Source organism: Odoribacter laneus YIT 12061, from assembly GCF_000243215.1.
In the GTDB taxonomy this organism is placed as follows: Bacteria; Bacteroidota; Bacteroidia; order Bacteroidales; family Marinifilaceae; genus Culturomica; species Culturomica lanea.
In genome coordinates this window covers 1,183,744-1,198,858 of record NZ_JH594596.1, presented here as the reverse complement: position 1 = coordinate 1,198,858, position 15,115 = coordinate 1,183,744, and the positions used below count along the sequence as shown (strand labels likewise).

The window sequence follows — 15,115 nt, the reverse complement described above, 5'->3', positions numbered from 1 at the left end:
GCTGAGGCAACCGTAACAGTTACGGCCAATGAAGAAACCCAAATCCGTACGGCTAAAGTTACCTTTACGGCTGGTGAACAAACTGTCAATGTAACGGTAACCCAAGCTGGTAAAGAAGCTCCGGTTGACGAATTAACTCCTGAAAAAACACAGGTAGATTTTACGGCTGAAGGCGGAGAAGAAGTAGTAAAAGTGACAGCTACGGCTACATTTACCGCTGCTTCCAGCGAAAGTTGGTTGACAGCTACAGCTGCAGAAGGGAAAGTAACCTTGAATGCTGCTGCTAATACCGCAGAAGCCCGTACCGCTAAAGTAACCCTGACTATGGGTGAAAAAACCGCTGAGATTACGGTGAATCAGGCTGCTCCGAAAGTAATTTCTTATGAAGATTATATCGGAACATGGACTGTAAGCTCCAGTGCTTTAGAAGGAAATTACACGATTGTAATTGCTCAGAAAGTAGCTGGAGAAAGTTATACCGTTGCAGGTTGGGGTAAATCTGTAGTAGCTACCGATGCGAAGTATGCCTTTACAATGAAATATATTCCTGATCAGCATGCTGTTGCTATCTATACCGAACAAGATTTGGGAACCTATACAGACTCTGATGGAATAGTTTATCCGGTTCATTTAACAGGTTTAATTCCGAGTACTGGTGGTAAATTTTCTTATGTTACTACGGCCAATCCTGAGACAAGCGCTTGTATGGCTGGTATATTAAATGGAGACAAAGTAGAATGGGTAGGACAAGAAGTTTCTTTGTCAGGTGGTACTAAAGCTACTTATCTAGGATTTTGCTACTTTATTGAAAATGCAGAGGGTGGCTATCTGAATTTCACTGTAGACTTCCCATTTGCTCAAAATCCGGTCATGACGAAAGTATCTTCCAATTCTGCTAGCATAAATGCTGCTGTAAACGGAAGCGAAGTTGCTCAGTCTGCAGTAGAAGCTGTTGCTGAATAATTTTAGATTTATCTTTTGTAAACATAAAAGGCTGTCGCATTGCGATAGCCTTTTTGTGTTGGTATAGAAAAGTGTAATCCAGCAAATTCCCAAATTACACAGTAGGGACGTGCCCTACTGTGTAATTTTTTTGTTTACACTTTGTTGAAACATTTTTTTTAAAATACTATCAAAATGATTTCCCTGTAAATATCAGAGAAAAAGATATTCTGCCGTTTTCCCATGTGTTTTTCATTTGGTATCTCTGGCATCTGGGCTTAAAAACTATTCCGTTATTGTCTATGCCAGTTAAAAGGTACTGGCAAATTCTTAAAGATTGGGGTAAAAGCGGTCATTTTTTCAGACATGTATATTTATGCAAATAACTATTTGCTTAATAGATAGTTGATTCGAACTCAAAAATAGATCAGAAATTTCTTTTTCAATCTGCGGAGCCTTTAGCAGTGGCCGGGGGGGAGGAGAAACATTGGATCGTTTTGTGGGAAAACTGAAATTTCGGAAGCAACAGCTATTTAAAATAGATATGAATGGTTTCTTCCGCTTTCTCATATCCCAAACGAGCTGCAATTTCCAGATCTTTTAATGCTTCTTCCATTTGATTGAGTGACATTTTTGCAATAGCCCGGTTGTAAAAGAGCTTGGGATTGGAAGGATCAATTTGAATTGCCTGGCTATAATCGCGTATAGCGGCTTTATAATTCTTTTTTATCTGTAAAATAACTCCCCGGTTAAAATAAAGACCGGTTTCAGAAAGTCCTAAATTCATAGCTTGATTATAATCGGAAAGTGCTCCATCGTAGTCTTTCATATAAAAACGGGCTATACCTCTGTAGTGGTAAGCGGTTATCAAATCCGGTTGGCATTGAATGGCCCGGGAATAATCTTTTATAGCGTTGGAATAAAGTCCCAGGTTTTCGTATACGATTCCCCGGTTGAAATAAGCCTCGGCTTGAGCTGGACAATTGGCTAAAATATAATTAAAATCCTTTAATGCTTCTGGATATTGCTTGGTATTGGCATAACAAATGGCTCGGTTATAATAAGCGGGCAACCAATCTTTATCCGTTTGTATCGCCTTAGAAAATAGAGGAATGGCTTGTTCATATTTTTCCTGTAAAATATAATCCATACCTTGTTTGTGCAATTGCTTCACTTTATGCTGGCAAGACAATAAGGTGAACAGTATAAAAATAAAAATCCCGTATTTCATAATTCCGTCTTTTTAAAAGCTCATTGTCCTAATTTATTTCAAAATTAGTGATTTGGAAAAGAATATAAAATTTTCCGTCTGAATTTGTTATTTGTTAAATATTTTCCAGATCAAATCAGTCCGATTCATTTTTCTCAACATCCAGATGATTTTTTCCCGTACTTCAGGTTTATACCAAAAAAAGAATAGATTTTGTTGTTTTTTTTCAATATCTGTTTTGGGGGAAAGTAGTTTTTTTAGCGAATAGGGGTGATATCCTGTATAATATATAGTAGTCGCCAATGTCATGGGTGTCGGTGTAAAATCCTGTACTTGTTCTAATTTGAAATTCAGATCCCGTGTAATAGCTTCTAATTCGGCCATATCTTCCAGTTGACATCCCGGATGAGAAGAGATAAAATAAGGTACGATTTGTTGTTGTTGGCCGTACTTTTGATTCAGGATGTCAAATTGTTTTTTTAATTGATAGAATAAGGAAAAAGAAGGTTTACGCATTACTTGTAAAACTCGTTCGGAAACATGTTCCGGAGCTACTTTAAAATGACCGGAAACATGGTATTGGATTACATTTTGAAGGTATTCGGTATTTTTTTGATTGACAGCAGGGTTGCCGGTATCATGTAAACAAAGGTCATAGCGAATTCCAGATCCGATAAAAACGTGTTTGATATTTTTCTGGTTTCGGGCCAGCTTATATATATTCAATAGAGCAGAATGATCGGTGTTTAAGTTTTTGCATACCGAAGGAAAAGTGCAGGATGCTCTTTTACAGCGGGTGCATAAAGAGGAATCTTTCCCTTGCATCCGATACATATTAGCGGACGGTCCTCCTAGGTCGCTGATGGTTCCTTTAAAGTCCGGCATTTCTGTAATTTTTTTCAGTTCTTGCAGAATTGATTTTTCCGAACGGGAAGAAATAAATTTACCTTGATGAGCCGATATCGTACAAAAAGCGCATCCGCCGAAACATCCCCGGTGAAGGGTGAGGGAATGCCGGATCATACTATACGCAGGAATATCTTTCCCTTTGTAGCGGGGATGAGGAAGCCGCGTAAAGGGAAGGGCGTATACAGCGTCAATTTCCGCTGTTGTCATAGGGGGATAGGGAGGATTTACGATCACTTGGAGATCTCCCACATTTTGAACTAACTTTGCTGCTTCCAGGCTGTTGGATTCCTCTTCAATAAAACGAAAATTCCGGGCATGTTTTTTTTTATCTTTCAGACATTCCTCGTGGGAAAACAAATGAATGACTTTCCATTTTTTATTCGTTGCATAATTTCCATTTTTATTCCGTAATACACAAGTTTGCGGGATATTTGTCAATGTTGAGAACGGAATCTCTCTTTTTAATAACCTGCAAAGTTCCGTCAGCGGTTTTTCTCCCATTCCATAAACGAGCATGTCTGCGCCACTTTCTACCAAAATAGAGGGGCGTAGACGATCTTTCCAATAATCGTAATGGGTGAGCCGTCGTAAAGAGGCTTCAATCCCTCCGATGATCACCGGTACATCCGGATACAATTGCTTTAAAATCCGGGTATAGACGATGGTAGGCATATCCGGCCGGAAACCGGATTTCCCTCCGGGCGTATAAGCATCATTCGAACGCTTACGTTTTGCTGCTGTATAATGGTTTACCATAGAATCCATACAACCAGCACTCACTCCGAAAAAAAGACGGGGACGTCCCAGTTTCTTAAAATCCCGCCAATCATCCTGCCAATTGGGTTGAGGGACAATAGCTACTTTCAGACCGATAGATTCTAATTGGCGACCGATGACAGCGGCCCCGAAAGAAGGATGATCGACATAGGCATCCCCGGAAAAAAGGATCACATCGAGACTTTCCCAGCCCCTTTCTTTTACTTCTTTGGCAGAAGTCGGAAGCCATTGTAATTGATTCTCATTATTCATTCTGCAGGTATAAGCTTACAAAGATAATGTTTTTTTATACCTTTGCCACTCCATTCATATTGCCTTTCTTATTAAATTTAGTGTATTGAAGAAAATGAAGTATATAAACATTATTAGTTTAGGTTGTTCCAAAAATTTAGTGGATACGGAATTATTACTTAAGCAGTTGGAAAAAGCTGGTTATAAGGCCTCTTTATCGGAGGAAGGGAAAGAAGCGGAAATCGTGGTGATTAACACTTGCGGTTTTATTGGGGATGCAAAGGAAGAATCCATCCATACTATACTGGAACAAATAGAGAGAAAAAAAGCGGGGAAACTTCGGAAAGTGTTGGTTATGGGATGTCTTTCCCAGCGTTATAAAGCGGATTTGGAAGCAGAGATTCCGGAAGTGGATGCATATTTCGGCAAATTTGACTGGAAGGGAATACTGGAATATTTGGGAAAACAATATGACGATTCTGTCCGAAATCAGCGCGTATTAACTACTCCTTCTCATTATGCTTATCTGAAAATTGCAGAGGGATGTAATCGTACTTGTTCTTATTGTGCTATACCGCTTATGACTGGAAAATATAAATCCCGGGAAATGGATGAAATTCTGGAAGAATGTCGTTTGCTGGTTCGGAGTGGAGTAAAAGAAATCCTAGTGATGGCACAGGATTTGACTTATTATGGAACAGATTTGTATGGAAAAAACAGATTGGCGGAACTGATTGATCGGATAGCGGATATAGAAGGATTAAAATGGATAAAATTACATTACGCTTATCCGGCGGGTTTTCCTCTGGAATTACTGGCTGTCATGCGGGAAAGGAAAAATGTATGTAAATATCTGGATATCGCTTTACAACATTGTAGTGATTCGATGCTGGAAAAGATGAGGAGGGGAATAAACAAAGAACAGACCATTCGCCTGATCCGGAAAATCCGCCAGGAAGTGCCTGGAATCTTTCTCAGGACCACTTTAATGACCGGACATCCGGGAGAAAGGGAAGAAGATTTTCGGGAATTATGTGAATTTGTACGGGAAATGAAATTTGAACGTTTGGGAGTATTTCCTTATTCTCACGAAGAAGATACATATTGTGATCGGCATTATCTGGATGATATACCGGAAAAGATAAAGAGGAAGAGAGCTGATAAAATTATGAAGATCCAGCAACAGATTGCAGAAGAGATAAACCGGAATATGTTAGATCAGACGGTGTGGGTATTAATAGACCGGGAGGAGGAGGGATATTTTATAGGGCGTACAGAATATGATTCTCCGGAAGTCGATCCGGAAGTTGTTGTCAAATCGGATAAGCCTTTACAGGTAGGAGAATTTTATAGGGTGAAAATCTGTGGTACATATGATTATGATTTGGAAGGAAAAGTAGTAAAAGAGGAAGAATGTAACTAATTTTAAATAATGGAGTATAAATTTAGATACAATGATAATAAAAACAGGAAAAATGAAAACAACAGTATTTGTGACAATGGTTCTCTTTTTTTTAGTAACCGGATGTAAAAAACAAGATCATGCGGAACTTACAGCTCAGGAATGGCAGTTAAAAGAGATGAGCGGGCTCTCTTCAAAGCCGGAGAAAATGCCTACTTTACTTTTTACGGATAGTACGGCTTTGTATGGTTTTGCTGGCTGTAACCGTTTTTTCGGAACTTATACCGTGGAAGGGAAGGATAAACTGAAGATAAAAGTAGGAGGCGTTACCATGATGTTTTGTCCGGATATGGCTGTAGAAGACCAATATTTAACGGAGTTAAAACGTATTGCTTCTTATCATATCGAGCCGAATTTACTTCAATTGAAAGATTCTGCCGGTACTATCCGGATGACTTTTATTCCGAAGGATAAAGTAAAACAGCTGGGTGTTTCAGAAGATCGTCAGGGCTGCAATGAAGCAGCAGGTTATACCTGGTCGGAAGTACGGAAAAATTGTATCCGTCTTTTTGAATCCGGCGTACAATTGACTTCAGTAAAAGACACGGCAGAATCTTTAGCCGCTTATATTGTGTTTTCGGCGGATTCTTTACAAGCAGAAGTATTTATGCCGAATATGGACATACATCCTATCTTAGAGCGTAGAAATTTACCCAACGGGAGATATGCCTGGAATCAGGAAGATGATGATACCTTCAATATCCGGCAGGTCGGGGATAAATGGATTATTGAACAGCGGAATACTTTACTTTATCAGCAAAGCAGATAGTAAGGTTATCGCAGTTAAAAAGCGGGTATCCGGGAAATATATTCTGGAAAGGGGGAAATACTTCCCCTCGGGAAGAAGACAAATGTTTCTTAGATTAACTTCTGTTTAACGAGAGAGATCACGGGAAATCAGAGGAAATTAGTCGGAAACATTATATTGTAAACCAGAAGAATATATTTTCGGGATACCCGTTTTTTCGGATTACTTACTGACTGTGCAAGATAGAGGAATTTACTTTATTAAATATAATTTATGAACTTCTTGGATAATAAGAGGATTAAATTAATTTTGTGACAGAATATTGATAAAGAAGAATAAATTTTGTTATAAATAGAAATTCCGAAGGGCGTAAGAAACGTGGGAGGAGGTATGATATATAATTAATTAAACCATGAGACTATGAATAAAAGAGAAAAAAGTATTGAGCTATTGAACAGAGCTGTAAATGATGAATTACTGGCTGTACATCAGTATATGTATTTCCATTTTGTATGTGACGATTTAGGATATGATTTGCTTTCCGGACTTTTTCGCCGGACAGCTATCCAGGAAATGATGCATGTAGAGCAATTATCGGAGCGTATCCTTTTTTTGAAAGGGGAAGTAGAGATGCAGGTGGCAGGTGAGGTGAAAAAAATTCATGATGCAAGGGAAATGTTAGAGTTGGCGGTAAAAATGGAAATTCAAAGTGTAGACGATTATAATAAGTGGGCCAATGAATGTGCTGCAGCTTCAGATTCTGTTTCTAAAAAATTATTTGAAGCTTTGACAGCAGAGGAAGAAGTTCATCAGGATCAATTTGATACGGAAATGGAAAATTTGCAAAAATTCGGCGATCATTATCTGGCCTTGCAGTCGGTAGAGCGGAGCAAAAGTGTTGCTATCGGAACGCCTGCTGCTGAATAAAAAAATTTAAATATATTAATTTAAAATATATCGGTTATGCAGAACAATTTATTTTGGATTGTACCGGTTTGTTCTTTAATTGCCTTGTTTTTTGCCTGGTTGTTTTTCCGTGGCATGATGAAGGAATCGGAAGGTACAGATACCATGAAGCGTATAGCTTCTCATGTGCGCAAAGGGGCAATGGCGTACTTAAGGCAGCAATATAAAATTGTAGGGATCGTCTTTTTGATCCTTTGTATCTTCTTTGCATGGATGGCCTATGGACCGGGTTTGCAAAACGAATGGGTCTGGTTTGCATTTTTAACGGGAGGTTTTTTCTCCGGTTTAGCCGGGTTTATCGGGATGAAAACGGCTACTTACGCTTCTGCCCGTACGGCGAATGCTGCCCGTAGAAGTATGAACGACGGATTAAAAATAGCTTTTCGGTCCGGAGCGGTAATGGGATTGGTTGTAGTAGGTTTAGCTTTGTTGGACATTTCCCTTTGGTGGTTAGTGTTGGATTATTTTGTGGAGGAAGCGGATGCGAGTCAGAAAGCGATTATGATTACAACGACTATGCTTACATTTGGGATGGGGGCTTCTACTCAGGCTTTATTTGCTCGTGTCGGAGGTGGAATATTTACAAAAGCTGCTGACGTGGGGGCTGATTTAGTAGGGAAAGTAGAAGCCGGTATACCGGAAGATGATCCGAGAAATCCGGCTACCATTGCAGACAATGTAGGTGACAATGTCGGAGATGTGGCTGGAATGGGAGCTGACTTGTATGAATCTTACTGTGGTTCTGTGTTGGCAACTGCAGCTTTGGGAGCGGCAGCTTATGCGGCTTTTCCGGATCAACAATTCAATGCGATTTTAGCTCCGATGTTGATTGCTGCTTTTGGAGTAATTCTTTCTTTATTCGGGATATTTTTAGTAAAAACGAAAGAAGGGGCTTCTCAACTACAATTATTGCGGGCTTTGGATAGAGGAATTAATGCCAGTTCCCTATTGATTATCGGAGCTAGTTTTTTGGTCATTTATTTATTAGGATTAAGCTATTGGATTTGTGGGTCTGTTATTGTGGGTTTGTTGACAGGAATCGTAATCGGTAAGGCAACCGAACATTATACTTCTCATGCTTACAAACCGACGCAAGATATAGCCAAGAGTTCAGAAACGGGTCCTGCTACTGTTATTATTAAAGGGATAGGGACGGGGATGATTTCTACAGCGATTCCGGTAATAACCATTGTAATCGGAATTATTCTTGCTTATATTTTTGCTGCCAGATTTAATATGGCAAATATGTCAATGGGATTATACGGTGTAGGAATTGCTGCTGTCGGGATGCTTTCCACCTTGGGAATCACGTTAGCTACGGATGCTTATGGACCTATTGCTGATAATGCCGGGGGGAATGCAGAAATGAGTGAGCTGGGAAAAGAAGTGCGTCAACGGACAGACGCTTTGGATGCTTTGGGGAATACGACAGCGGCTACCGGCAAAGGTTTTGCTATCGGTTCGGCGGCTCTGACCGGTTTGGCTCTTTTAGCATCTTACATCGAGGAAATTAAAATAGGTTTAGTACGTTTAGGAGAGACAACTTTAACTATAGGAGGAGATATCATACAGACAACTTCTGCTACTTTAAAGGATATGATGACCTATTATGATGTCAATTTAATGAATCCTAAAGTTTTAGCGGGAGTATTTATCGGTTCTATGATGGCCTTTTTGTTTTGTGGACTGACAATGAATGCCGTCGGCCGTGCGGCTCAGAAAATGGTGAACGAAGTGAGACGGCAATTCCGGGAAATCAAAGGAATAATGGAAGGCAAGGCTGAGCCGGATTATGCCCGTTGTGTAGAGATTTCTACCCGTGGAGCTCAAAAAGAGATGCTATTCCCTTCCTTGTTAGCTATCGTCATTCCGATCGTAGTCGGTTTAATTTTCGGAGTGGCTGGTGTAATGGGCTTGTTGGCTGGCGGATTAGGTTCCGGTTTTGTATTGGCTATTTTTATGGCGAATTCCGGTGGGGCGTGGGATAATGCCAAAAAATATGTGGAAGAAGGAAATTTAGGAGGAAAAGGGTCGGAATGTCATAAAGCTACCGTAATCGGAGATACAGTCGGAGATCCTTTTAAAGATACTTCCGGTCCGAGTTTGAATATTCTGATCAAACTGATGAGTATGGTTGCTATTGTTATGGCAGGTGTTACTTGTACAATTAGTCTGATTCACTAATCAAAGGCGGGTATTAGACATATTTATTCAAAAAGAGGTTGTCCAAAAACAAAATTATGATCTTGCCGGACAACCTCCTTTTTATTTTAAAACTTTTCCCCAAGAAGAATACATTCTTTTTTTACTTCTTTTTTTAACTTTTCAGTAGCCTTTCTAGAGAAAGCATCCCTTATAATCTATCAGACCGGTCAAAGATAAAAGCCCAAACAAAATCTCTTGTTGATGAAAGAGAAAAGAAAAAATACCCGATTGTATATCTAATTATTTATTATCCAGAGGGACGGACCTTTTTTGCTAAAACAGTAAACACTCAGATAATCCCTCTTCCTCTAAATTTTTTAGGCCTCTAGAAATTACACATTAGGGACGTGCCCTACTGTGTAAAACGGCAGTAAATCTGATCGGACCTTCTTATTAATTTTATAATAATTAATACTTTATAACAAACTACCTTACTCCAAATTTTATTGATTATCAGACAATTATAAGAAAAAACAAAAGGAATATTCCTTTGTAATTAGTTGATGAAGAATTAGTTGTGATTTAAAAAAAGGATCGATTAAATAAGTCGGCATTTAAATTTTCAGCAACAAAATTAAACAATAATTTGTAGTTTCAAAAACTTTATTCTCATAATGTTAAAATAATTTTCTAAAAGAATAAATTATATACATAATTCCTATTTAATCGATCGTTTATGTTGGATATAAACATATATGTTAATTAAATATCATCGAAATTATGATCATAGATGCTGTAATTTCGAATTCAAGAATATAAAAGTATACAATTCCTTATTTAGTAACAATAAAAAACAGAAATGATGAAAAGACTGGTGTTATTTACAATTTGTTTATGTTGGGTTATAGGTGGTTTTGCTCAGGAAAAAGAGGTTTTATTAGTGGATTATTTTTCTTATACTTCTAAGATTGGAAGTTCCTATCCCGAACAACTTCGGAATGCTATTATTGGTGGAATTGCTGAGACCGGACGTTTGTCTGTTGTGGATGTAGATGCAGAAGCCAATTTAAAAATAGAGGCAGAGAGACGTTCTTCCGAAGGGGCCATGGCGGATGAGACGGCTCGTACGGCTCAGATGAAGACGATGGGGGCAAATTATTTATTGACGGCTCATGTAGCAAATATGGATGCGGTTCGAAAAACCTTGGATAACGGTAGTGTATATTACGACGGTATTATTTCATTCACGGTAAAAGTAACCAATATAGCGGATGGATCCATTAAAGTAAGTAAGCAATTTGATTATTCGGGATTGAATGCCAAGACAGGAGATAGCCGGGAAGCTGCTATTACAGCTACTTTGGGTTATATCAAGACATCTATGCAGAAGTTTGTAAATGATCATTTTAAATTAGAATCTACCATTGTGACCATAGAGCAATCAGATAAGAAGAAAGGGGCCGTAACCGTATATGTAAATTGTGGTTCTGCTGTAGGCATACAAAAAGGGCAGTTATTTGATGTAAAAGTGGAAAAAGACGTGGCCGGTAAGAAAATTTTAACCAATATCGGAACGTTAAAAGCGGATGAAGTACAAAGCGAGGATATGACTCTGTGTAAGGTAACAAAGGGAGGAAAAGAAATCTTAGAAGCCAACCAGGAAGGTCGGAAATTAATTGTCATTTCTGGAAAACAAGCAGGCGGATTATGGAAGACAATGGGAACCGTATTAAAATAAAAGGAGAAAAAGTGATGTGACAGAAAAGAAATAAGTTTCCTTATCTGTATAAAGAGACTGCTTAAAAGAGTATTTTAGGCAGTCTTCTGTGTCTTTATAAGAAGAATATGCAAAAAGGAAAGCAATAATTGAATTATTTTTATGAACAAGAGTATAATAATTACGGTGTTGTGTATTCTGCTCTCTGAAATTACCCGGACCCCATTATATTCAAGTAGCATAAAAATTATTAGAAAAAGACTGTCTACTGTATTGTTTGCGGGGGATATCCTTGGATCAAATGCATATAAGCCATTGGTGTCATTCAGCATCAGGAGCAATTCCGGAGCCGAAACTTCACTGGCTAAAGAATTGTGGTGGAATTATTTTCGATCAGTTACCCATAAATAATAAAGTGGAGGATGGTAATTATAGAGAGGTAAATGATTCCCTTTAGATAATTTTATCTATCTCAACTCTCAAAAATAAATTATGAGAAAAATAGAGGAGAATACTCTATATCTAGCAATTATTCGATCAATAGAGGAATGAAAGTCTTGTTTTAAAGAAGCAGTAAGGGATGGGATGATAAGAGGAACCCTCAGATAGGTATAAATATTGAAAAAATATTATACATTTGTGTATTATTCTTTTAAATTTTAGAAAAAAATTTATTGATAGGTTGTCACAAAAAGCGGAAAAAGTCATACTATATTAAAAAGGATTTCAATTCTAATAACTAAAATTAAGATGCGGAAGCCGAAAAGCTTAAGAGTAGGCGACTAATATAAAACATAAACTGATAATATGAAAAAGATTTATTTTATTCTAGGATTGTCTGCTATTTTGGCAGCTGGTTGTGGTGGACAGAAACAATTAGTGAAACCTCAGGAAGACGTAGAAGTAGTCGTACCTTGTTCCGGACCGGAATATATGACGAGTGGAGAATATTTCAGGGCATCGGCAATGGGCTTATCTACGGATATGATGATGGCTAAAAAGAAAGCGTTAGCTGAAGCCCGGGCTGAATTGGCTACGGCTATGAACAGTACGATGAAACGGGTTATCGATAATTACGGTTCTTCCTATCAGGTTGGAGAGCAGGAAGAAGCAAAGAGCCGTTTTCAAGATTTAGCCCGTACTGTTGTATCAGAAAAATTAAGCGGAACGCGTACTTTGTGTGAGAAAACGATGAAATCTCCTGATGGAAAGTATAAAGTATACGTAGCCATTGAGCTTGCCGGAAATGAAATTATGAATGCAATGAACAATCGCATTGCGAATGACGATAAATTAAAAGTCGACTACGAGTACGAAAAATTCAAAAAAGTATTCGATGAAGAGATGGAAAATCTGGCTAAAGAACAGTAAAAATAAATCTGAAACCAATCCGGAAACTCCTGTTTCTTTATGGAGTTTCAGAAAAGGAGTTATTTCTGTGGAAGAGGAATCTTTTCTCTCCGAGAGGGGGAAGAGAAGAGTGGAGTTTCCGGATTATTTTTTTCTAGAGAGCAAGGGATTGCTTCTTATCTTATTTTGTTTTATTTTTTTATTACCCGTTTGGGGGCAGTCGGAGGGTACTTATGTCAAAACCTATGAGTGGAGGAGTGGGTGCCGGGATACCTTACCTTTTTGGGTATTTGAACCGAAGGGGGAAAGATTTATAGGGGTATCTGATCCTTGTCTCCAGCCTGAAATTGCAAAGGAGCAAGCGATACAGCGGGCATTATTTATGTACGGATTGCAGCAAGGAGTAGAGATAAAAGTAATATTCGACTATCTGACTGCTGTAAAAAGACGGTTTTCTTTTGATCGGGAGTACAGTAAAATGCTGGTGTTGGCTACTTGTACATTTCATTCCGATTCTCTGTATTATGAGATTGTTGACGAGTATACTTCCCGTTTTGGAGAAGTATTTGTGACGATTACTGTTAGCAAAGGCGAGAAAAGAGGAATCCGTTTTTCGGCTTCGGCAGAATTTATGATAGTTGAAAATAAGGAATTGAAGGAAGAGCGGGAAATGAAACTGTTTTTGGATTTTGCTGCGGAAGGGTTTGAAAAGATAAAGGCGACTACTTATTCATGTAAAGGAAATCGGAATTACCGTCAGATTCTCACAACAATTAATGATAGCTCCCAGCTTATTCCCTATGGGAGATATTGGTACAAGGACGATGGATATACCGGTGAATACACGGGAAATGCCTGTAAGATGACGGATTCTTTTTGGGGGGCTTTTACCGAGACGTTGTTAAATGAAATAACGTTATATACCTTTCCTACGGTTTATTTGAAGAAAATGAGTGAGAGTTTCCAGGATATGCAGCGGGAACTAAAGCGGGAATTGATAAAAGAAAAAGTGAGTATCCGATTGGGAAATATGGGAATTCAAGGAAATTTACTTCAGGCGGGTTGGCATATAAAAATAAAGAATTGAGAATACTTATTTTATTGTTCGTGAAATTCGGAAAAAGATGAAAAAATTAGTAATACTGTTGACTTTCGTTTCGGGGGCCTTGTCTTTGTTTGCCCAGGGAAATCTGAAAGATGAATTTGAACAATTTAAAAAACAAAGGGCACAGGAGTATCACAATTATATAAGTGAAAGGAATAGGGAGTTTGCTGATTTTTTAAAACGGGAGTGGCAGCAGTTTGAAAGCTTTAAGGGGGAATCCCTTCCAGAGGAACCGAAACCGAAACGCCCGCCTTTTGTTCCAGACACTAATCTTCGTCCTATTACAGGTCCCGTAATAGATAATCCTTTACCTGCTTTGCCTGAAATCAAACCGGTTGTTGTGAGGCCGAGCAAACCCAGTGTTTTACCTGAAAAATTGACATTTTCATTCTACGGTGTTACTTTAGAGATACCCTTTTCGGCCAAAATGAAAATCGGAGGAGAAGGGTATTCAGAAGAGCAGATTGCTGCATATTGGGAAAAAATGAGTGCAACACCTTACGAAGACTTTTTGAACGTATTACAGGAGCAAGCCCAGGCGTTTGGGTTAAACGACTGGGGAGTATATCGTTTGGTAGAAGCTGTTGCACAAAAATTGTTTGAGAATGAAAATGATCGTATATTGTTTTGTTTCTTTTTGCTTCGTCAACAGGGATTAGACGTAAAGATCGGACGTTCTCAGGATAAATTATGTTTATTAATGGCTTTTTCTACGAAGATATACGAGTTATCTTATTTTACATTAGACGGTAAAAAATATTATTATATTGGAAAAGACAAACTTGACAGGCTCTATACTTATGGGAAAAATGCAACTGACAAGGGATTAAAAGAAGTAGATCTCAATCTTTCGCTTCCTTTGAATATTGGAGATGCCTGGAAGATGAGAGAGCTAAAATTGAAAAAATTTCCCGACATGCAGATGGCTCTGCCTTATAATACAGCCAATATTGCTTTTTACAGTGATATGCCTCTGACAGATCTTCCTGTTTATTTTGCGACGGCTCTGCCTCAAAAGACGGAGGAGTATATCGTGAAATATTTCGGGGATATTCGCACGAAATGTTCTTTACCGGAATTTGTGGGTATTTTATTGAATTTTGTTCAAACTTCTTTTGACTATCAGACGGATGAAGAGCAGTTCGGAAGAGAAAAATATTTTTATCCGGAAGAAATTTTAGCTTATCCTTTTTGTGATTGTGAAGACAGAGCTGCTTTTTTTGCGCGTTTGGTTCGGAATTTAACGGGTTTAGAGGTCGTGGGTTTGGATTATCCGGGGCATATTGCAACTGCCGTCTGTTTCGGAGACGTTGCTGTAGAGGGGGACGCATTTACTCACAAGGGGCACCGTTATGTCGTATGTGATCCTACCTATATAAATGCTTCTGTCGGTATGGAGATGCCTCAATATAAAGGGACGACGCCGGGAATAATTGAGTTTAAGGATGAGGTACGTTGAGACGGAAAGAGCCGAAGAACCGGAATAAGGGAGAGAAAAGCTAATAACCGGGGGTATACGACCATTTCTGAGGAATTTTTACCAAGCGGATACA

Annotated in this window: 11 protein-coding genes; 9 read left to right on the top strand and 2 right to left on the bottom strand. The window is 38.6% G+C overall.

The window, feature by feature from the left end:
- On the top strand, positions 1 to 963 hold a 963-nt coding region (locus HMPREF9449_RS05040), incomplete at its 5' end, for a BACON domain-containing protein (protein ID WP_009136159.1).
- A gap of 508 nt (positions 964 to 1,471) precedes the next feature.
- Here HMPREF9449_RS05040 and HMPREF9449_RS05035 read toward each other — a convergent pair.
- Together HMPREF9449_RS05035 and HMPREF9449_RS05030 are read right to left on the bottom strand one after the other, a co-directional pair.
- Entirely contained in the window at positions 1,472 to 2,173 is a 702-nt protein-coding gene (locus tag HMPREF9449_RS05035; protein ID WP_009136158.1) for a tetratricopeptide repeat protein, read from the bottom strand.
- Positions 2,174 to 2,260: 87 nt separating this feature from the next.
- Positions 2,261 to 4,090 (bottom strand): YgiQ family radical SAM protein, encoded by a 1,830-nt coding sequence (locus HMPREF9449_RS05030; RefSeq protein WP_009136157.1) that lies wholly within the window; start codon positions 4,088 to 4,090, stop codon positions 2,261 to 2,263.
- A 94-nt stretch (positions 4,091 to 4,184) separates the two neighbouring features.
- Between HMPREF9449_RS05030 and rimO the strand changes: the two genes are divergently transcribed.
- From rimO to HMPREF9449_RS04985, 8 genes are all read left to right on the top strand, one after another.
- A complete protein-coding gene (gene rimO / locus HMPREF9449_RS05025) occupies positions 4,185 to 5,492 on the top strand; it encodes a 30S ribosomal protein S12 methylthiotransferase RimO (protein ID WP_009136156.1) in 1,308 nt (435 codons plus the stop codon).
- A 52-nt stretch (positions 5,493 to 5,544) separates the two neighbouring features.
- On the top strand, positions 5,545 to 6,300 hold the full coding sequence (locus HMPREF9449_RS05020) for an META domain-containing protein (protein ID WP_009136155.1): 756 nt from the start codon (positions 5,545 to 5,547) through the stop codon (positions 6,298 to 6,300).
- Between the two features lie 399 nt (positions 6,301 to 6,699).
- On the top strand, positions 6,700 to 7,206 hold the full coding sequence (locus HMPREF9449_RS05015) for a ferritin-like domain-containing protein (protein WP_009136154.1): 507 nt from the start codon (positions 6,700 to 6,702) through the stop codon (positions 7,204 to 7,206).
- Positions 7,207 to 7,242: 36 nt separating this feature from the next.
- A complete protein-coding gene (locus tag HMPREF9449_RS05010; RefSeq protein ID WP_009136153.1) occupies positions 7,243 to 9,429 on the top strand; it encodes a sodium-translocating pyrophosphatase in 2,187 nt (728 codons plus the stop codon).
- Between the two features lie 823 nt (positions 9,430 to 10,252).
- On the top strand, positions 10,253 to 11,128 hold the full coding sequence (locus tag HMPREF9449_RS05005) for a hypothetical protein (protein ID WP_009136152.1): 876 nt from the start codon (positions 10,253 to 10,255) through the stop codon (positions 11,126 to 11,128).
- Between the two features lie 786 nt (positions 11,129 to 11,914).
- A complete protein-coding gene (locus HMPREF9449_RS04995; RefSeq protein ID WP_009136151.1) occupies positions 11,915 to 12,478 on the top strand; it encodes a hypothetical protein in 564 nt (187 codons plus the stop codon).
- Positions 12,444 to 13,544, top strand: coding sequence for a hypothetical protein (locus HMPREF9449_RS04990; protein ID WP_009136150.1), 1,101 nt, complete (start codon positions 12,444 to 12,446; stop codon positions 13,542 to 13,544). The genes HMPREF9449_RS04995 and HMPREF9449_RS04990 overlap by 35 nt, the downstream gene beginning before the upstream one ends.
- Before the next feature lie 37 nt (positions 13,545 to 13,581).
- The gene (locus tag HMPREF9449_RS04985) at positions 13,582 to 15,021 is read left to right on the top strand and encodes a hypothetical protein (RefSeq protein WP_009136149.1); all 1,440 of its coding nucleotides are present in this window, start codon (positions 13,582 to 13,584) and stop codon (positions 15,019 to 15,021) included.
- Positions 15,022 to 15,115: the final 94 nt, after the last annotated feature.